Raw genomic sequence first — 18,847 nt, forward strand, 5'->3', positions numbered from 1 at the left:
TTTTATGCAGCATGAGGAGGTGGGGTTGGGGAATCAAATGATTGCAAAGGCAACACCAAAGTTGCCCAGGAAGAAAGCTTTGCTGGCCTTTGTTTCTTAGGCTGTCGAACCCCAAATGGGACTCTAACTACATTAGTTCCAGCAACTTGTAAAAGTTCGCCTTTATTTAAAACTGATTCAAAGCAATTAGAAAAAGAAGGCAAGGATAAATCATCCTTTTTTTTCACTTGATCTGGAAGATCAAAAGATGTCTTTTTGTTCATTTGGTCCCCATAAAATTTAAAGCTGCGGCAAAGATTAATAGAAAAATTTTCAACAGCCGAAAATAACCAATAATTTGGTTTGCGATTGAAACTTAACTAATAAAACAAGTTTTAACCAGTCTTCAAATAGAATTAATATCTTCTAAATCTTCAACTGAAGGACAACTACATATCAAATTCCTGTCACCGTAAGCATTATTAATACGTGAAACTGATGGCCAAAATTTATATTTTTCTTGCTCAGGCAATGGATAAGCTGCTTCTTTACGAGAATAAGGTCTATCCCAATCATCAGAAGTCACTGTTTTTAAAGTGTGTGGAGATTGTTTTAAGGGATTATTAATAGGATCAATCTTTCCTAATTTAATTTGTTCAATTTCTTCTCGTATTCCAATCATCGCATCACAAAAACGATCTAGTTCAGACAAACTTTCACTTTCTGTTGGTTCAACCATCAATGTTCCAGCGACAGGCCAACTGATTGTTGGAGCATGAAATCCATAATCCATCAATCTCTTCGCCACATCCTCAACTTCTATACCCAACTGACTCTTTAAGGGTCGTAAATCTAATATGCATTCATGAGCTACCAAGCCATTAGGATCTTTGAATAAAACAGGGTAATAAGGATCAAGTCGTTTTGCTAAATAATTAGCTGAGAGGATTGCGATTGAACTTGCTTTGCGTAACCCATCTTTACCCATCATTCGAATGTACATCCAACTGATCGGTAATATTCCAGCGCTGCCAAATGGAGCAGCAGAGACTGCCGAAATTGCCTTTTCACCTCCACAATTAACTATTGAATGTCCAGGAAGATAAGGGACCAAATGGCCTGCAACAGCAATGGGACCTACGCCTGGTCCTCCTCCTCCATGAGGAATGGCAAAAGTTTTATGCAGATTTAAATGGCAAACATCTATGCCATAAGATCCAGGCCTGCAAATACCAACTTGAGCATTTAGATTTGCACCATCCAAATAAACCTGACCACCCTCTTGATGAATTACTTGGCAAATCTCACGAATATTTGGCTCAAATACTCCATGAGTTGAAGGGTAAGTAACCATTAATGCAGCCAAATTCTTGGAATGAATCTTTGCTTTATTTCTTAAGTCTTCCAAATCAACATTGCCGTATTTATCGCATTGAACAGAGACAACTTTAAAACCAGACATGACAGCGCTAGCTGGATTCGTCCCATGGGCACTCGTTGGAATCAAGCAAATATTTCTATGCCCCTCCCCAATAGACTTATGCCATGAACGTATGACAAGCAAACCAGCAAATTCTCCTTGGGAACCTGCATTTGGCTGAAGAGAAACCCCCTGAAAGCCAGTCAAAGCAGAAAGCCAACTTTCAAGGTCATGAATTATTTCATGGAATCCATCTAATTGACCATGAGGAGCAAAAGGATGAATAGACGAAAACTCACTCCATTCGATGGGTAAAAGTTCCGCAGCTGCATTCAATTTCATGGTGCAACTCCCCAAAGGAATCATTCCTTGCACTAGAGAAACATCTTTCGACACTAAAAAATGTATGTATCTCATCAGATCAGTCTCACTTTGATATTGATTAAATACCCGTTGTTCAAGCCAAGGTTTTGTACGAAGTGGGATATCTTTTAGTGGATCATTTTCATTTATAAACGTAGAACTACTGTTGACGTTCCTTCCTTTGACTTGTGCGAGAATTTGATGCAATTTATAAATTTCTTGATCGCAAGTCAACTCATCAAAAGTAACACCAAAACCCTTAGCACTTTTAATATCTGATCCAATAGGAAGCACTCTAAGGTTATAACCTTCTTTAGAAGCTAATTGAATAACTTTTGATGCTTCTGGACAATAAATATCTATACTATCAAACCCAGAATATCTATCTAAAGGATATTCCAGATTACTTATAATACATTCAAAATCTGATCTAAATTTAAGGATCTTGTTTGCAATTTTCTTAAGACCATGAGGACCATGGTGAACAGCATAAAAAGAAGAGAGAACAGCTAATAAGACTTGAGCTGTACAAATGTTACTTGTTGCTTTATCTCTTCGAATATGTTGCTCTCTTGTTTGGAGGGCAAGCCTCAGAGCTTGATTACCCTCTACGTCAACTGATTGGCCTACTATCCTTCCTGGTATCTGTCTTTTATATATTTCTTTAGTTGCAAAAAAAGCTGCATGTGGTCCACCACATGCAATAGGTACTCCAAATCTTTGCGCACTTCCAACAACAATATCCGCACCAAGTTCTCCCATTGGTTTGATCAAAACTTGTGCCAATGGATCAATTGAAATGGTTACAATTGCATCGTATTTGTGTGCCTGATTAATTATTGAGGTTGGGTCCCAAATACATCCATTTTTCCCAGGTAACTGAATAAGTATTCCAAAGACATTATTATCAATAAAAAAATTCTTATTATCAAAAAACTCAAGTACAATTCCAAGTGGTTCACATCGAGTTTTTAGTACGTCAAATGTTTGAGGCAAAATGTCTTGATCAACTAAAAATTTATTAGCATTTTTATTTTTTCTAACAGCTAGACTCAAACTTATTGCCTCAGCTGCCGCAGTTGCTTCATCAAGTAAAGAAGCATTTGATATGGGCAAACCTGTTAATTCACTTATTAAGGTCTGAAAATTAAATAAGGCTTCTAATCTACCTTGGGATATTTCTGCTTGATAAGGAGTATAAGCTGTATACCAATTGGGATTTTCTAGAACATTTCTTTGTATTACTGGAGGTAAAACTGTGGAATAATAACCAAGGCCAATCAAAGATCGATTTTCGATATTTTTCTTTGAAATTAATTTTATTTCTTTTAACGCTTCATTTTGATCGCATCCACATGAAATAGAAACACCATTATTTTCTGAATCAAAGATTTCATCAGGAATTACAGAAGATATAAAATCTTCCGAATTTTCAAAACCAAGTTGATGAAGCATAAAAGCTTCATCTTCGTTGTTAGGTCCTAGATGGCGAGACTTAAAAGTGAAATCCTTTAATTCTGCTTTTGACATGAGCTTGTTCTCAAGCACAAGCAAGTTAAGTTATTGGAGGGAAGGCCACTGTAGAGAAAAATTTCCTGATTTGTTGTAAGAAAAAATTATTGAGTAAAATTTTATGCAGCAATTTTCTTTGAGTATGTCTCAGAATCCATAAGCTCTTTTAATTGGTCAGGGTTATCAGGACGAATGATTAACAACCATCCTTCACCATGAGGATCGTTCTGAAGTTCCTCTGGGCTTGCCAAAACAGAATTGTTTCTATGGACAATTTCTCCGCTAACTGGGGCATACATATCTTCTACAGCCTTTACTGATTCCACGGAGCCAAAGCTCTCACCTTTAGCTATTGAAGTACCTTCATCTGGTAGATCAACAAAAACGATATCTCCTAATTGATCGACCGCAAATTCACTGATACCAATTCGAACTAATGCATCATCAACATAAGCATATTCATGACTGTCAGCAAAACGAAAATGATCTGGGAAGGAAAAAGCCATTGCGTCAAAACGAAAAACGCTTAATCATTCTGAGGCAATTTGATCAATCCTGCCTGAAATAACTTAGTTAATGCATGAATCAAAGCAATTTTGACATGAGAGCGATGGGATCCTCCTTGAATAAATAGATCAAATGGAGGTTTCATTGGAGCATCAGCAGAAAATTCACTCGTACTGCCATCTACAAAAGTTCCACCAGCCATGACTAAGTTATTTTCATAACCTGGCATTGGAGCAGGTACTGGATCAAGAAAAGATCCAATAGGTGATTTCTCTTGAAAAGACCTACAAATGATCTGTAAAATTTCTGGATCGCCTATTCTGACTACTTGGATCAAATCAGTTCGCATAGAACCTGGGGTTGGCAAAACTTGAAAGCCCAATTCACTAAAAGTTTTGGAAATAATCTCAGCACCGATTAGTGCCTCTGCAACCATTTGAGGCGCAAGAAAAAGTCCTTGTAAAATAGTTCGATTTAAGTCAAAAGTAATGCCACCTTCTGATCCAATACCTGGAGCAGTCAAGCGGCAACATGCTTTATCAACTAAATCAGCTTTCCCAGCAATATATCCACCAGTAGGAACAATAGTTCCCCCCAAATTTTTTATTAAAGAACCTGCTATCAAATCTGCCCCTACTGAGGTTGGCTCCTTAGTTTCAACAAATTCTCCATAACAATTATCAACAAAACAAATACAGTTAGGTTGAATTTTATGACATAAATAACAAATTTTTTTAATAACCTCAATACCCAAAGATGGACGCCATGTATAACCACAGCTACGTTGTATGAAAATTAATTTTCTAGGTATATCTAAAGCTTTTTCTAAAGCTACAAAATCTATATTTCCATCATTCTTTAAAGATATATCATCATAATTAATACCAAACTCAATCAAAGATCCTTGACCATTACCCCTCAATCCAATCACTTCTTCAAGTGATTCGTAGGGCCTTCCAGTAACAGATAACAGATCATCTCCTGGTCTTAGGACGCCAAATAAAGATGATGTTATAGCATGAGTACCACTTACAAACTGGAGTCTTACCGCTGCTTTTTCTGCCTCTAAAACATTTGCAAAAATTTTATCAATTACATCTCTCCCTAAATCTCCATGTCCATATCCAGTCAATGATGCAAAATGTTGCACATTCAGATGAGATTCAGAAAAAGCTTTTAGGACTTTTTCTAATTTGAACGTTATGCTATCAGTCTTATCTTGAATTGATAAGTATAATTTTTTTTCTATATTATCAACAAAATTTTTAGCAGATTTTTGTATCATATGATTTTTAATTAAGCATAAAGAAATTTTATAAAATTAATCTGAAAAAATAATTTCTAATTTTTCTTGATCTTTCAGCAATAAGCCTCTTTGGCGAAGATTCTCCAAAAAGTCATCTGCACCTTGCAAATTATTTGTATTTAACAATTTATTTGTTGCATGTAAATCTAGCAATTCTCCATCAAGTTCTTCTGCTGTGTAATCTTTTAAACCCGCCATAACTGCTTCAAATCTGTCTCTTCGTTGCTTTTTACTTACTGGATATGCTGACATCACTTGTTCTCTACACATTCTCCAAGACCTTCCTTTACATAAATAATCAGCCAAAGCAGCACTGAGAACAGGGGCCTCAGCTTCCTCAATAAACCAATCAAATGAGGCAGGTAAGGAGGCTAAACCAACAAAAATCTCAAAAAAGTCACCTGCAGAAAGGGGATTATTATCATTTCCTTCAACAGCGATTGCTGATTCTTGAAGCGATCTATGCAACTCAGGATGAACGCTCAATATTTGACTTTCTATATTTTCTAACCCGCGAGAAAGTACTTGATTTACCCTCCCCAAAGCAAAAAATACTTCAGGGCTTGGAGATACCAGTTTTCCATTTCGTAAATTTGAGATTTGAGAACTATGAACTCTCCCTAGATCCAAGCATTCAGCCAAAGCAGGAAGAACTTTATGAGACCAGCCATTGCGCTCATGCCATACATGCACTAGATGAGCCATGGCCCTTCTACCGGCAGTCAATTGGTCCCGAAAACTAGAGGTCACAAATCACGTTCAAGATTGATAGATAGGCCTGATTAGGATCCTTATCATATATTATATACACCAAGTAGACGGATCACTAATGGTTTCTAGTTTAATCGAGGCTTCGGCTCCATTAAAAAAACCAGTTGCTGCCGATAAAGCTATGGCTGCATCAAAGAAGCTCCAAGGGCATGTACCAAGACGGATTCATAACCAAAGGGCCAGAAAAAGATGGGGAACAGTCATATTTATGCTGACGATACATGCTCTAACAATATTTACCTTGCAAGCTCAATTCTGGAGTTGGCTAGCGTTTTCTGGATTTATTTTCTTGTATTGGGTAACTGCTTGCCTGGGAGTAACAACCGGATATCATCGCCTTCTTTCACATCGTTCTTTTCAAGTTCCAAAATGGCTTGAAAGGTTTTTTGCAACTTGTGGAGCATTAAGTTGCCAACATGGACCGATTGATTGGGTCGGTCTTCATAGGCATCATCATACTTTTTCCGATACTGAAGCTGATCATCATGACAGTAACAAAGGATTCTGGTGGAGTCACATGGGATGGATGTTTGAAGATGTACCGGCCATGAAAGCGGTTCCAAGACTTTCTGGAGATTTAATCAAAGATCCTTACTATCGCTTCTTAAATAAAAATTTTTTACTTTTGCAAATACCTTTAGGTGCGACTCTTTATTTAATTGGCGAATCAGCTGGTGTTGGAGGATGGGCAATGGTCCTATGGGGAATTCCTCTAAGACTTGTTTTTGTTTATCACATAACTTGGCTAGTTAATTCAGCAACTCATTGTTGGGGTTCTATTGCATATGAGAGTGGGGATAATTCCAAAAATAATAAATGGGTGGCAGCACTTACATTTGGAGAAGGATGGCACAATAATCATCATGCTTTTCCTAATTCAGCGAAGCATGGTCTTCAACGAAATCAAATAGATTTAACTTGGCAACACATACGCTTTTTGAAAGCAATTGGCTTAGCCAAAAAAATTAGACTCCCTATCGCGTCGTAATATTACTAACAACAACTAAATAGAATTAATTTATTTCGATCCATGGCTAAGCGAGTTCAAGTAGTTCTAAATGAAGACATAAAAAGTCTTGGCAAAGATGGTGACCTTGTTGAGGTTGCTCCTGGTTTTGCAAGAAACTTTTTATTACCCAACAAAAAAGCATTACCAGTTACTCCAACTGTTTTAAAACAAGTTGAGCACAGAAGAGCAAAACAAGCAGAAAAAGAAGCAGCAAAAAAACAAGAAGCTATTGATTTCCAAACAGCTCTGACAACAATTGGAAGATTTACTGTCAAAAAACAAGTAGGAGAGGATGGTGTCTTATTTGGAACAGTGACGAATGGAGATGTAGCAGAAGTTGTAAAAGAAGCTACTAAAAAAGATATAGATCGTAGAGACATATCTGTCCCTGAGATACATGGTGTTGGGAAATATAAAGTGCAAATCAAGCTTCATAACGAGGTCAATGCTGAGATAAACCTTGAAGTTACAAGTTACTAATAGTTGCATCTTTGCCTGAACAAGCCAAAGTAGGTGTCCTTGTCCATCAAGCAATAAATGATAAGCACCCCCTCATCAAACAATGGGGATTTTTCAAAACAAGCTAGAGATTTTGGAGCTTTTAACAATTCCAAGATTGAGAATCCTCGTTTTGAAGCTCAACCTGACCAAATACCACCACAAAATTTAGAAGCAGAAGAATCTGTTCTTGGTGGAATTTTATTGGATCCTGATGCGATAGGACGAATAGCTGATTTGCTACAAGTTGAAGCTTTTTACATATCTGCTCATCGAGAAATATATAGAACTGCATTAATGCTTCATAGCCAAGGCAAGCCTACAGATTTAACAGCAATGAGTGCTTGGCTTGCCGATACAAATTCTTTAGAAAAAGTGGGAGGCAACAACCGATTAGTTGAACTAGTTGAAAGAGTTACATCTACAGCTTCAATCGAACAAGTTGCCAAATTAATAAGCGATAAATTTCTGCGCAGACAATTAATTAAATCTGGGAATGATGTGATCAAATTAGGCTTTGACCAAAGTCTTCCCATGGAAGAAGCCATTGATCAAGCTGAACAGAAGATTTTTGCTATTAGCCAAGAGCAACCATCCAAAGGTTTAACACCCACTGCAGAAATTCTGACAACTACGTTCAATGAAATAGAAAGTAGATCACTTGGTACATCAGTCGCAGGCATACCGGTTAATTTTTACGATTTGGATGCAATGACACAAGGACTTCAGAGGAGCGATCTAATAATTGTGGCAGGAAGACCAGCGATGGGAAAAACTTCAATTGTCCTTAATTTGGCTAAAAACGTAGCGCAACTGCATGACCTACCTGTTTGTGTATTCAGTCTAGAGATGAGTAAAGAGCAACTAACTTACAGGCTGCTATCAAGCGAGGTAGGTATTGAAAGCAGTCGATTAAGAACAGGACGGTTGCAACAAGATGAATGGCCATTACTTGGTCAAGGTATTAATACACTTGGTCAATTACCAATCTTTATTGACGACAAACCAAATTCAAGTGTTCTTGAGATGAGGTCCTTATGTCGTCGTCTCATTGCTGAACAAGGTAAAGAGCTTGGACTAATTGTTATTGATTATCTACAACTAATGGAAGGTACTTCACCCGATAATCGAGTTCAAGAAATCTCAAGAATCACTCGAGGTCTTAAAGGTATGGCAAGAGAACTTAAAGTCCCTGTCATCGCTTTATCTCAATTAAGTAGAGGGGTGGAATCAAGAACCAATAAAAGACCAATGCTAAGCGATCTACGAGAATCTGGGTCAATAGAACAAGATGCGGACTTGGTTCTAATGATTTATAGGGATGAGTATTACAATCCAGAAACTACTGATAGAGGCATTACAGAAGTTATCGTGACAAAACACCGAAATGGGCCAGTTGGAACAGTTAAATTACTTTTTGAACCCCAATTCACTAGATTTAGAAATCTTGCTGCTTAATTGTTCGAGAATTAAAGTCCTAATGCTTAATAGATGATTACTAAACAATCTTCAAATGAAAGTTTTGACGTAATCGTTGTCGGAGGTGGTCATGCAGGCTGCGAGGCTGCGCTGACTTCAGCAAGATTAGGTTTGAATACTGCTTTATTTACACTTAATTTAGATCGAATTGCATGGCAACCTTGTAACCCAGCTGTCGGGGGTCCAGCTAAAAGTCAATTAGTTCATGAAGTTGATGCCTTAGGCGGAATAATTGGAAAATTAGCAGATTTAACTGCTCTTCAAAAAAGGGTCCTTAACGCAAGCAGAGGTCCTGCAGTGAGAGCATTGAGAGCACAAACAGATAAGCGATTATATGCACATGAAATGCTAAAAATCCTTCAAAACACCCCTAATTTAAAGATTAGAGAGGCAATGGTTACTGGACTAGAAATCGAACATTATCCCAATCAGATTGAAAACAATACACGAGACATGAAAGAGAGAATTGGATTTATAAAGGGAGTTAAAACCTATTTTGGAAGCGTTTTTCAAGCCAAAGCAGTTGTACTTACAACAGGAACCTTTTTAGGAGGAAGAATTTGGATTGGGAATCAATCTATGAGTGCAGGTCGAGCAGGTGAGCAAGCCTCTGAGGGCTTAACTGAAGAATTGCAAAAGTTAGGCTTTACTACTGATCGTTTAAAAACAGGAACCCCTGCACGCGTCGATAGACGAACTATTGATCTTGACTGCCTAGATGAGCAATTGAGCGATGCTTCAGATAAATTCTTTTCTTTTGATCCTCTGTCGTGGAAAAGTGGAGAACAAATGAGTTGCCATATCACTCGAACAACACAAGAAACTCACCAACTTATTAAAAACAATCTTCATTTAACACCTATTTATGGAGGTTTTATTGATAGTAAAGGTCCCAGATATTGTCCATCTATTGAAGATAAAATTGTACGTTTTGCTGATAAAGATTCACACCAAATCTTCTTGGAACCCGAAGGTAGAGATACTCCAGAAATGTATGTACAAGGTTTTTCAACTGGACTTCCCGAAAACTTACAATTAGAACTTTTAAGGACTCTACCAGGCTTAGCAAAATGCGTAATGCTTAGACCTGCTTATGCAGTTGAATATGACTACATTCCAGCAACACAATTAGAAGCGACATTAGAGACAAAAAGAATAAGTGGCTTATATAGTGCAGGTCAACTAAATGGAACAACAGGATATGAAGAAGCTGCTGCTCAAGGTTTAGTAGCAGGTTTAAATGCTGCAAGATTGGTCAACAAAAAAGAAGGAATTATTTTTGAAAGAGAAAGTAGTTATATAGGAACTATGATTGACGATTTAGTTACAAAAGATCTAAAAGAACCATATAGAGTATTAACTAGTAGAAGTGAGTATAGATTAATCCTAAGGGGTGATAATGCTGATAGGAGGTTGACTCCACTAGGTTATAAATTAGGTTTAATTGATGAAAGAAGATGGAAAATATTTAATGCTAAGCAACAATTAATCACTCAAGAGAAAGAAAGACTAGAGAAAGAGCGAATTAAAGAAAGTGATCAGTGTGCAAAGAAGATATATTCTACAACTGGAACGCCGATAAAAGGATCATTAACCCTAGCAAATTTTCTTAGAAGAACAAATATTCACTATAAAGACTTAATTAAGTATAATTTAACAACTCAAAGTATTCCTTTAGATGTTGAAGAAGGAGTTGAGATAGATATTAAATATAGTGGTTATTTAGAAAGACAAAAATCTCAAATAAATCAAATAAAACAGCAAAGTAAAAAGTTATTACCAAAAAATTTAAACTACAATAATATAGAAACACTATCTAAAGAAGCGAGGGAAAAATTAACCATTTCTCAGCCCAAAAGCCTTGGACATGCTGCTCAACTTCCAGGCGTGAGCAAAGCTGATCTAACTGCACTTCTCGTTTGGTTGAAAATCGAGCAAATGAAAAAAGATGAAAGAAAAGACTCACTTCAAATAACAAATTAATAATAGTGAATTCACGTCAATCTCAATTACCCTCGCCTGAAGTGATTTGGAAAGCATCGAAAGAAAGTGTTCTTTCAGGAAGAGGGAATTATAAGCTTTCTGGAGCTTGGCAGTTAATGCTATTGGGTGACGGCAGCCCAACAAGACATCTCAAGCTCTTAACAGGTCATGAAGTTGCCATAAAAGTTATTTCTATGGCAATGGAAAATAATAATGAAATTGGTGTACCAGAAGAAGTCAATGAGTTAGAACCACCCTTAATACGAAGACAAGTTTGGCTGACATGCGGAGACTTAACCCTGGCATGGGCTGAAAGCTGGTGGAATTATCAAGAAGCAGAAACACATCTGCGCAACAAGGATCAACCTATCTGGAAAAGCCTCACACAAGGTCGCTCAGAACTTTTCAGAGAGGTAGATGGATTGAGTTTAGTCAATGCCAATTGGCTGAAATTAGAATTCAATGAAGAAGGTCCTTTTTGGAGCAGGCATTACCGATTTTTTCGTCAACAAAAAGAATTAACAGTAATCAGAGAAGTTTTTAGCCCAAAGTTAGAAAAATGGCTAGGACCAATACCAAGGAAGGCTTTTTGAGAAAATCAGTACTTTCTTCGACTAGATCTTGGTATGTTTTTTCTTTTTTGAGGAGTTCGTTCATCTAGAAAAGAATCGTTGAAATCCGGTGCATTTTGCTTAATTAAATTATCTTTTCTTTCCCACTTATTTAATTTAAAAGATTGATCATCTGGCCATTCATCCAGTTCATCTGAATTATTTCTCCTTTCTTCAATCTGAGGTGGTAAAGCTTTAGGGGCTCTTAAGGAAATCGCACTTAAGGGTCTTTTTATATTGTTTATGCTTTCCTGAAACGGTTCATCATCTAAATCTGCATTATCCAACCAATCGTCATCATCCTCAAAAAACCAATCAATTTTCTCTTCCATCCAACGACCAACTTTTTCGAAATTTGGCGAAGTATCTTGATCTTGCCACCCTCGCCTTCTTTGACCAGGGCGATTACCTGCAACACCATCTACAACCTGTTTTCCAGTTTGTATCCACTTATCCATTCTGCGATCAAGGGGTGCTCGAGATCGCTGACGAATTTGATTACGATTTTTATATGAGCTCATCTTTTAAATTTAACGCTTTCAAAGCAACAAGTGAATCTCCGTAAAGATGAAATTATTCAAGAATTCAAATAAAAGCTCATTAAAAAAGATTATTTATTACTTATTGAAAAAAGTTGAAATTCAAGTACGCATTTTTGATCCCATCGCCCTCCAAAATAATTATTACAACAACTGCGACAGGCAGCGCCTTTAACAATTCGTTGATAACTAAAACTTTTTTTACAAGAAGGGCAAGTTGCCACCCATTTGGGAATTCGTTTTGAGATTGGGAACGAGTGTCGAATTGTTACTTGAAAATCAGTTTGAACAGAATTGATCTCTGCCATACGTTTATGAAAATGAGGCCCGTGAGCCTCTTCAACTTTCAGGACAAGATCTATCCAGGCATGAATCATTTCGTGGCACAAGGTACTCTTCAATGCCTTTTGGGGAAGATTCTCCAATACCGGTCTAGACAGTATTATTTCACTAGCTTTAACTCCTAAGAAATTCGTTTTACTTCTATAGATCCCAGCCGTAGTGCGCATGCGGCCATCACTCCAACGAACAGAGACTCTTGGAACTCCATTCTCGAACAAAGAGTTCTGAAAATATTGCCTGTTTAATTCAATAAATAATGGTAAAACAGGTATTAAAGACATTGATGTCGAGAGCTCATTAGCATTATTATTCCGATAACATTCTGTCTGACTATCAATAACAAACAAGCTAATCTAATGGCTAATAAGTCAGAATCTTTAACTAAACGGAATTAAAAAAATGGATAGTGCTCTTATCAAAGCAATTGGATTAAAAGCTCTCTTGGTTGGAGTTGGCGCACTTCTCCTTTTTTGGACATTTAACGCAATTAAGCTCGTTATAAGTGCTAGAGGCATAAATCCTCTTGTGAAAAAGTTTTTTGATCAGATTGCAGCTGGACGAATAGATGGAGCCTATAGACTTACCACAAAAGCTTATAAAACACATGTCAATAGACAAGACTTCATCAAATTTTTGGGTAGCTTGCAATTAAATCGATATAGAAACTTGAAGTCAGGGCGTCCAAGGATAGAAGACAATCAAATAATGCTCACACTAAGTTTGAAATCAGAAGATAAGAAAAATGAAATGCCGCTGGACTTCACTTTTATAAAAATCAACGAAAATTGGCAAATAGATCGTATTGCGAAAGCAAATACATAATGAAGCTAAATGTAAGAAGTGAATTCAAACTTGAATCAACATTTTGAACGTGCAAAAGAGCTTAGAGCTTTACTCAATAAAGCAAATTACTCCTACTATGTATTAGATGCACCAGAGATAGATGACGCTGTTTATGATCAACTATATCGAGAATTAATTGATATTGAAAATATCCACCCGTCTTTAATTACTGATGATAGCCCTTCCCAAAGATTAGGAGGAATTCCTTCTAAAGGATTCAAAAATATTGAGCACAATATTCCTCTTTTAAGCCTAGACAATGCTTTTAACATAAATGAATTAGAAGCATGGTACGCAAGGACCAGAAAATTAATAAGTTCAGAAAATAAAAATGTTAAGAAAGTTGATAATCCAGAACTAATATGTGAATTAAAAATAGATGGAAACGCTATTTCACTAAGATATGAAAATGGAATTTTAACTAGAGCAGCAACTCGTGGAGATGGAAAAAGTGGAGAAGATATCACTACTAATATCAGAACAATTTCTACAATTCCTTTACGTTTATTATTAAAAAATCCACCTTCTTGGATTGAAATTAGAGGAGAAGCATTCATGCCTAATAATATATTTGATAAAATCAATATTGAGAGAAAAAATACTGATCAACCACTCTTCGCAAATCCTAGAAACTCTTGTGCAGGAACATTAAGACAATTAGATCCCAAAATAGTTGCATCTAGAAAACTTGACTTCTTCGCATATAGTCTTTATTTACCAGAAAATTGGGAGCCAAATGATAGCAATTTGAAAAAACCAAATTCTCAATCTGAATCACTTGAGTTTTTAAAAAGTATTGGTTTTAAAGTTAATACTACTTATGAAACAAAAAAAAACTTAAATGAAGCGAATGCCTATTACAAGTATTGGGAAATTGAAAAAGATTCTTTAGATTATCCCACTGATGGAATAGTAGTAAAAATAGATAAATTTGATATACAAAACATCCTAGGATCTACACATAAAGCTCCAAGATGGGCCATAGCTGTTAAATATCCGGCAGAAGAGAAAGCGACTAAGTTAAAACAATTAATTTTCCAAGTAGGTCGCTCTGGTGCTGTTACACCAGTAGCAGAGTTTGAATCTATTGAGCTTGCAGGAACATCTGTGAATCGTGCAACTCTTCATAATGCAAACAGACTTGCATCTTTAGATCTTCATTATGATGACACCATAATTGTGCGAAAAGCTGGCGAAATAATTCCTGAAGTTATTAGAGTTATAAAAGAATTTAGAACAGTTGATGCAAAATTAGTAAAATTTCCTCAAAACTGTCCAGCATGTGACTCCGAGTTAATTCAAGAAGAGAACGAAGCAATAACGAAATGCATTAATTCTATATGCCCAGCAAAATTAAAAGGTCTTTTGCGTCATTGGGTCAGTAAAGGGTCAATGAAGATAGAAGGATTAGGTGAAAAGATTATTAATCAATTAGTCAATGAAGGATATGTAAAGTCAATCGCAGATTTATACAAACTTGAAATTAATTCTCTTTTAAAACTTGAAAGATTTGGTGAAAAATCTGCAAAGAATTTACTAATAGAAATTAACGAATCTAAAAACAAAAATTGGCACAAACAGCTCTACGGTTTAGGGATACCTCACATAGGAGAAGCGAATGCTAAGTCTCTTTCAACAAACTTTCATAGTATCGAGGAACTTAATACTATTGCGAAGGAGGCACCTGAAAATATATCCAATATTTATGGATTCGGAAATGAGATGAAAGATGCAATAATTAAGTGGTTTGATGATTCGAATAATCAAACTTTAATTAAAGAATTAAAAGCAATTGGATTTTCTCTAAAAGAGAATTCAGAGTCAAACTACAATTCAAACCAATCCAATATTTTTCATGGTAAAGTTTTTGTCTTAACAGGAACTTTAGATTCGCTTACAAGAGATGAAGCAAAAGAATTAATAGAAAGTGCTGGAGGAAAAGTCAGCTCTTCAATTAGTAAAAAAACTGATTTCTTATTATCAGGAGAAAAAGCGGGGAGTAAATTAAAAAAAGCAGAAGAGCTTGGAGTAAAAATAATTAACGAAACTGAATTTAAGCTATTATTATAAAAATGATTAGAATTTAAAAATGGATAAGAATCTAATCTTTTCTTTAATCAAAACAGAATGTGGACGCGCAAAATATGAAATCCTTGCTTCTAAAAAAGGTATCTTTAATCGCATAAGACTTTATTGGTTTATCGTATTTGCAGCGATTGAAGATTGGAAGTTAAAAGCTGATGATTAATCTAATGATTGAGAATCCTGATTGAGTTTTCTTGTTGAACGTAAAACTAAAATAACAACTAAAATAGTCGCTAAAATACTAATTAAGCTCCAAATAAATGAACTAGTATCAGATCTTCCTGAGAGTACTGCACCAAAATTTGAAACTTTGAGTGCTAAGGAACCTAAGCTGCAATATAAAATTGTGCCAGGTAATATACCAATCATTCCAAGACTAAAATCACGAACTTTTACCTCACTCAAGCCATATGTAAAATTAAGTAAGCCAAATGGAAAAAGAGGAGAAAGTCTTGTGAGAAGAATGACTTTGAGACCCTCACGTTTAACAGCTTTCTCCATTATTTGAACTTTTGGAAAATTAGAGACCTTTTTTCGAGCCCATTCTTTTAAAAAAGTTCTCCCTAAATAAAAAGTTAGATGAGCTCCAATAAAAGCTCCCACAAAAACCACCGAACTTCCAAGCCAGGTGCCATAAAGGAAGCCAGACAACATGGAAAGCCATGAGCCTGGCAACAAACAAGACACCCAAAAAACATACACCAAAGCAAAAACCAAAATTCCAAAAGGGCTACTTAAAAAAGGAATTAAATTATTAACCAGAGTTTCTAAGTTGTTAGACATAGTTAAGAGAGTTCAATCCAATCCCATTAGACGCTCTTTGACTAGACGGACTTGCGCTTCTGACTCCGTTAAGTTTGCTCTGCATTCCTCAACAACCTCTTTAGGCGCTTTATCAACAAAATTTTTATTTGCTAGACGTCCAGAGAGACTTTCTATTTCCTTTTGTGCTTTATTTAAATCTTTTTCAAGCCTTGATCGTAAAGAAGCTATATCTATCAATCCTTCAATAGGAAGAACCACTTCTAGCTCTCCACTTACACCGGCTAAAGCTTTCATAGAAGGTAATGATTTTGCTTCCTCAGGAGATAATATTTGGACTTCCTTAGCCTTAGTCAAAACAGCAATATCATTGATTGATGTTTTTAGAGTATTTTGCAAAACCTCCTTACCAGAGACCAACATGACAGGAACTTTTTGAGAGGGTTTCAACCCAGCAACCGCTCTTAGATTGCGAATCAATCTGATAGATGCAAATAAATCAGAGAAAGAACTCTCTAAATCAATATTCAAGTCTTGTTCATTTAATTTTGGCCAAGGCTGCAAAGCTAGAAATTGATCCTCAGCTAAACCAGTTAATCCATGCCAAAGCTCCTCTGTTAAATGAGGCATTAGAGGATGAAGCATAATCAAAAGATCACTTAACACTTTGTATAAGATACTTTTCGCTATTTTTTGATCTAATAATTCATCAGGAGAAAAATTTTCTGAAGTATTCAATCGACGTTTGATTAGTTCTAAATACCAGTCACAAAAATCATTCCAAGCAAATTCATATAATCCCTTAGCTGCCTCTCCTAAAGCATAATTTTCATATCGATTAATAGTCTCACGATTGACTCGAGCAAGTCTTGATAAAATCCACTTGTCTGCTAATTGCAACTTCGATAAATCATATTTCTCCAAATTTTCAAAATCTTGACCCTCAAGATTGATAAGAGCAAATCTAGTTGCATTCCAAAGCTTATTAGCAAAATTTCTAGAGGCCTCAACCGTTGCTGAAGTTTGATTTTTACGATCAAAGTCAAGACGTATATCTTGTCCAGCACCGGCAACTTCACGAACAAGAGCAAACCTCAAAGCATCTGTTCCATATCTTTCTATTAGTAATAAAGGATCAATACCATTTCCTGCACTCTTACTCATCTTTCGATTCTGCTCATCTCTAACAAGTCCATGTATATAAACGTCAGAAAATGGCATCCTCTCCGTAAAGACTCCAGCCATCATTGTCATTCTTGCTACCCAAAAGAAAATAATGTCAAAGCCAGTAACTAGGGTATTGGTGGGATACCAACATTGAAAATCAGGATGAGTTTCATCAGGCCAACCTAATGTGGAGAAAGGCCATAATCCGCTAGAGAACCATGTATCTAGAACATCTTCATCTTGCTCAATTTTGACTGAATCTCCATATTTTTCACGTGCTAATTTCTTAGCTTCATCTTCTGTTCTAGCGACAATATATGGTGTTTCATTAACAACTTTATTATCTGTTTGACTAATCACAAACCAAGCCGGAATGCGATGTCCCCACCATAATTGTCTACTAATACACCAATCTCTGATATCAGTTAACCAATCTCGATAAACTTTTGACCATCTATTAGGAATAAATTTTGGTTGTCCTTTCTCAAAAAATTCAGAACAACTATTTGCTAAAGGATCCATTTTGACAAACCACTGAGTTGACAACAATGGCTCTACTGGTACTTTCCCTCTGTCAGAAAAAGGGACACTATGTTTATAAGCTTCTATTTTCGTTAAAAGACCAATCTCCTTTAAAGAATCAATAACAGCTTCACGAGCCTCAAAACGATCCAAGCCTTCAAATTGACCTGCATTGTGATTCATTGTTCCTTTTTTAGTCATGACTGTTATTTGAGGTAAGTCATGTCTCTGACCTATCTCAAAATCATTAGGATCATGAGCTGGAGTAACTTTGACACATCCAGTTCCAAAATCTTTATCTACATGAGGGTCTCCAATAATGGGAATAGTTCTGCCAACGAGAGGCAAAGTAATTTGCTCCCCTATAAGATCTTTATACCTTTCATCTGATGGATTCACAGCAACTGCGACATCACCAAGCATCGTCTCAGGACGTGTAGTCGCTACTTCTAAGTAACGAATTTGTTTCGCACTTGATACAGATGATGTGACTAACGGATATCGAAAATGCCATAGATGTCCATCTACTTCTTTCATTTCAACTTCTAAATCACTAACAGCCGAACCAGAGGCAGGGCACCAATTCACTAAATATTCTCCTCGATATATCAATCCTTTTTCATATAAACGAACAAATGCCTCGGAAACAGCTTTACTCAGGCCCTCATCCAAAGTAAATCTCTCTCTGCTCCAGTCTACGGAATATCCTAAACGCTTTAATTGATCAACAATTCTTCCACCACTTTTTTCTTTCCACTCCCAAGCTTTTTCCAAAAAGACAGCTCTACCAAGATCACGACGATTTTTGCCTTCTTCCTTTAGTTGTCTCTCGAGAATAGTTTGAACCGCAATTGAGGCATGGTCTGTTCCTGGAAGACAAAGAACATTTTTTCCTTTTAATCTCTTATACCTGACAACTGTATCGATTAAGGCAGTATTAAAAGCATGCCCCATATGAAGACTACCTGTGACATTTGGGGGAGGAATAACTACGGAGAACGGGTCTCCAGGAGCTGATGGATCAGGTTCAAAGGCTCCTTTTTCTTCCCAAGCTTTCTGCCAGCGATTTTCAGTACCAACTGGATCATATGTTTTAGGAAGCCCTGAGTCTTCAGATAATTTTGTAGTTTTTGCCCGCTCGATCACAGA

The 18,847-nt window shown here is 36.4% G+C and carries 17 protein-coding genes; 8 read left to right on the forward strand and 9 right to left on the reverse strand.

The genetic code is table 11. The features are described 5' to 3' along the window. Positions 1 to 2 precede the first annotated feature (2 nt). The 5 genes from O5640_RS07305 to O5640_RS07325 form a co-directional block, all read right to left on the reverse strand. Positions 3 to 263 (reverse strand): hypothetical protein, encoded by a 261-nt coding sequence (locus O5640_RS07305; protein WP_269611724.1) that lies wholly within the window; start codon positions 261 to 263, stop codon positions 3 to 5. A gap of 122 nt (positions 264 to 385) precedes the next feature. Then, positions 386 to 3,292, reverse strand: coding sequence for an aminomethyl-transferring glycine dehydrogenase (gcvP, locus tag O5640_RS07310; RefSeq protein WP_269611725.1), 2,907 nt, complete (start codon positions 3,290 to 3,292; stop codon positions 386 to 388). Positions 3,293 to 3,393: 101 nt separating this feature from the next. After that, on the reverse strand, positions 3,394 to 3,780 hold the full coding sequence (gene gcvH / locus O5640_RS07315; protein ID WP_269611726.1) for a glycine cleavage system protein GcvH: 387 nt from the start codon (positions 3,778 to 3,780) through the stop codon (positions 3,394 to 3,396). 20 nt (positions 3,781 to 3,800) lie between these two features. After that, a complete protein-coding gene (locus O5640_RS07320) occupies positions 3,801 to 5,066 on the reverse strand; it encodes an aminotransferase class I/II-fold pyridoxal phosphate-dependent enzyme (RefSeq protein ID WP_269611727.1) in 1,266 nt (421 codons plus the stop codon). Positions 5,067 to 5,102: 36 nt separating this feature from the next. Continuing rightward, positions 5,103 to 5,837 carry a hypothetical protein gene (locus tag O5640_RS07325; RefSeq protein ID WP_269611729.1) on the reverse strand — a complete coding sequence of 245 codons (735 nt, stop codon included), beginning with the start codon at positions 5,835 to 5,837 and terminating at the stop codon, positions 5,103 to 5,105. Positions 5,838 to 5,916: 79 nt separating this feature from the next. Between O5640_RS07325 and O5640_RS07330 the strand changes: the two genes are divergently transcribed. From O5640_RS07330 to O5640_RS07350, 5 genes are read left to right on the forward strand one after another with little or no spacing between them, the layout of a single operon-like run. Beyond that, positions 5,917 to 6,846, forward strand: a complete 930-nt coding sequence (locus O5640_RS07330) for an acyl-CoA desaturase (protein WP_269611730.1) — start codon at positions 5,917 to 5,919, stop codon at positions 6,844 to 6,846. Between the two features lie 42 nt (positions 6,847 to 6,888). Beyond that, the gene (rplI, locus tag O5640_RS07335; RefSeq protein ID WP_038654773.1) at positions 6,889 to 7,347 is read left to right on the forward strand and encodes a 50S ribosomal protein L9; all 459 of its coding nucleotides are present in this window, start codon (positions 6,889 to 6,891) and stop codon (positions 7,345 to 7,347) included. A gap of 57 nt (positions 7,348 to 7,404) precedes the next feature. After that, positions 7,405 to 8,823, forward strand: coding sequence for a replicative DNA helicase (gene dnaB, locus O5640_RS07340; protein ID WP_269611731.1), 1,419 nt, complete (start codon positions 7,405 to 7,407; stop codon positions 8,821 to 8,823). Positions 8,824 to 8,856: 33 nt separating this feature from the next. Then, positions 8,857 to 10,827: a tRNA uridine-5-carboxymethylaminomethyl(34) synthesis enzyme MnmG gene (mnmG, locus tag O5640_RS07345; RefSeq protein ID WP_269611733.1), complete on the forward strand. Its 1,971-nt coding sequence runs from the start codon at positions 8,857 to 8,859 to the stop codon at positions 10,825 to 10,827. A 5-nt stretch (positions 10,828 to 10,832) separates the two neighbouring features. Next, positions 10,833 to 11,420: a chorismate lyase gene (locus O5640_RS07350; protein ID WP_269611734.1), complete on the forward strand. Its 588-nt coding sequence runs from the start codon at positions 10,833 to 10,835 to the stop codon at positions 11,418 to 11,420. Positions 11,421 to 11,425: 5 nt separating this feature from the next. Here the strand turns inward: O5640_RS07350 and O5640_RS07355 are convergent, their stop codons facing one another. Both O5640_RS07355 and O5640_RS07360 read right to left on the reverse strand, forming a co-directional pair. After that, positions 11,426 to 11,959: an RNA helicase gene (locus O5640_RS07355; protein WP_269611735.1), complete on the reverse strand. Its 534-nt coding sequence runs from the start codon at positions 11,957 to 11,959 to the stop codon at positions 11,426 to 11,428. Between the two features lie 89 nt (positions 11,960 to 12,048). After that, complete coding sequence (locus O5640_RS07360; protein WP_269611736.1) at positions 12,049 to 12,600, reverse strand: SprT family zinc-dependent metalloprotease; 552 nt, start codon at positions 12,598 to 12,600, stop codon at positions 12,049 to 12,051. 118 nt (positions 12,601 to 12,718) lie between these two features. Here O5640_RS07360 and O5640_RS07365 point away from each other — a divergent pair, with 118 nt between their 5' ends. The 3 genes from O5640_RS07365 to O5640_RS07375 are packed head-to-tail and all read left to right on the forward strand — an operon-like array spanning position 12,719 to position 15,410. Further along, positions 12,719 to 13,141, forward strand: coding sequence for a hypothetical protein (locus O5640_RS07365; RefSeq protein WP_269611738.1), 423 nt, complete (start codon positions 12,719 to 12,721; stop codon positions 13,139 to 13,141). Positions 13,142 to 13,159: 18 nt separating this feature from the next. Beyond that, positions 13,160 to 15,232, forward strand: a complete 2,073-nt coding sequence (gene ligA, locus O5640_RS07370; protein ID WP_269611739.1) for an NAD-dependent DNA ligase LigA — start codon at positions 13,160 to 13,162, stop codon at positions 15,230 to 15,232. A gap of 19 nt (positions 15,233 to 15,251) precedes the next feature. Beyond that, positions 15,252 to 15,410, forward strand: coding sequence for a hypothetical protein (locus tag O5640_RS07375; protein WP_269611741.1), 159 nt, complete (start codon positions 15,252 to 15,254; stop codon positions 15,408 to 15,410). Here O5640_RS07375 and O5640_RS07380 read toward each other — a convergent pair. Both O5640_RS07380 and O5640_RS07385 read right to left on the reverse strand, forming a co-directional pair. Beyond that, complete coding sequence (locus O5640_RS07380) at positions 15,407 to 16,030, reverse strand: TVP38/TMEM64 family protein (protein ID WP_269611742.1); 624 nt, start codon at positions 16,028 to 16,030, stop codon at positions 15,407 to 15,409. The two genes, O5640_RS07375 and O5640_RS07380, sit on opposite strands and share 4 nt — an antisense overlap. A gap of 12 nt (positions 16,031 to 16,042) precedes the next feature. After that, on the reverse strand, positions 16,043 to 18,844 hold the full coding sequence (locus tag O5640_RS07385) for a valine--tRNA ligase (RefSeq protein WP_269611743.1): 2,802 nt from the start codon (positions 18,842 to 18,844) through the stop codon (positions 16,043 to 16,045). Positions 18,845 to 18,847: the final 3 nt, after the last annotated feature.

Source organism: Prochlorococcus marinus str. MIT 0912 (assembly GCF_027359595.1).
In the GTDB taxonomy this organism is placed as follows: Bacteria; Cyanobacteriota; Cyanobacteriia; order PCC-6307; family Cyanobiaceae; genus Prochlorococcus_B; species Prochlorococcus_B marinus_C.

Excerpts from the sequence above, each read along its gene's own strand:
- O5640_RS07305 (WP_269611724.1), bottom strand. The coding sequence starts at position 263 with ATGAACAAAAAGACATCTTTTGATCTTCCAGATCAAGTGAAAAAAAAG.
- gcvP (WP_269611725.1), bottom strand. The coding sequence starts at position 3,292 with ATGTCAAAAGCAGAATTAAAGGATTTCACTTTTAAGTCTCGCCATCTA.
- gcvH (WP_269611726.1), bottom strand. The coding sequence starts at position 3,780 with ATGGCTTTTTCCTTCCCAGATCATTTTCGTTTTGCTGACAGTCATGAA.
- O5640_RS07320 (WP_269611727.1), bottom strand. The coding sequence starts at position 5,066 with ATGATACAAAAATCTGCTAAAAATTTTGTTGATAATATAGAAAAAAAA.
- O5640_RS07330 (WP_269611730.1), top strand. The coding sequence starts at position 5,917 with ATGGTTTCTAGTTTAATCGAGGCTTCGGCTCCATTAAAAAAACCAGTT.
- rplI (WP_038654773.1), top strand. The coding sequence starts at position 6,889 with ATGGCTAAGCGAGTTCAAGTAGTTCTAAATGAAGACATAAAAAGTCTT.
- dnaB (WP_269611731.1), top strand. The coding sequence starts at position 7,405 with ATGATAAGCACCCCCTCATCAAACAATGGGGATTTTTCAAAACAAGCT.
- mnmG (WP_269611733.1), top strand. The coding sequence starts at position 8,857 with ATGATTACTAAACAATCTTCAAATGAAAGTTTTGACGTAATCGTTGTC.
- O5640_RS07355 (WP_269611735.1), bottom strand. The coding sequence starts at position 11,959 with ATGAGCTCATATAAAAATCGTAATCAAATTCGTCAGCGATCTCGAGCA.
- O5640_RS07360 (WP_269611736.1), bottom strand. The coding sequence starts at position 12,600 with ATGTCTTTAATACCTGTTTTACCATTATTTATTGAATTAAACAGGCAA.
- O5640_RS07365 (WP_269611738.1), top strand. The coding sequence starts at position 12,719 with ATGGATAGTGCTCTTATCAAAGCAATTGGATTAAAAGCTCTCTTGGTT.
- O5640_RS07375 (WP_269611741.1), top strand. The coding sequence starts at position 15,252 with ATGGATAAGAATCTAATCTTTTCTTTAATCAAAACAGAATGTGGACGC.
- O5640_RS07380 (WP_269611742.1), bottom strand. The coding sequence starts at position 16,030 with ATGTCTAACAACTTAGAAACTCTGGTTAATAATTTAATTCCTTTTTTA.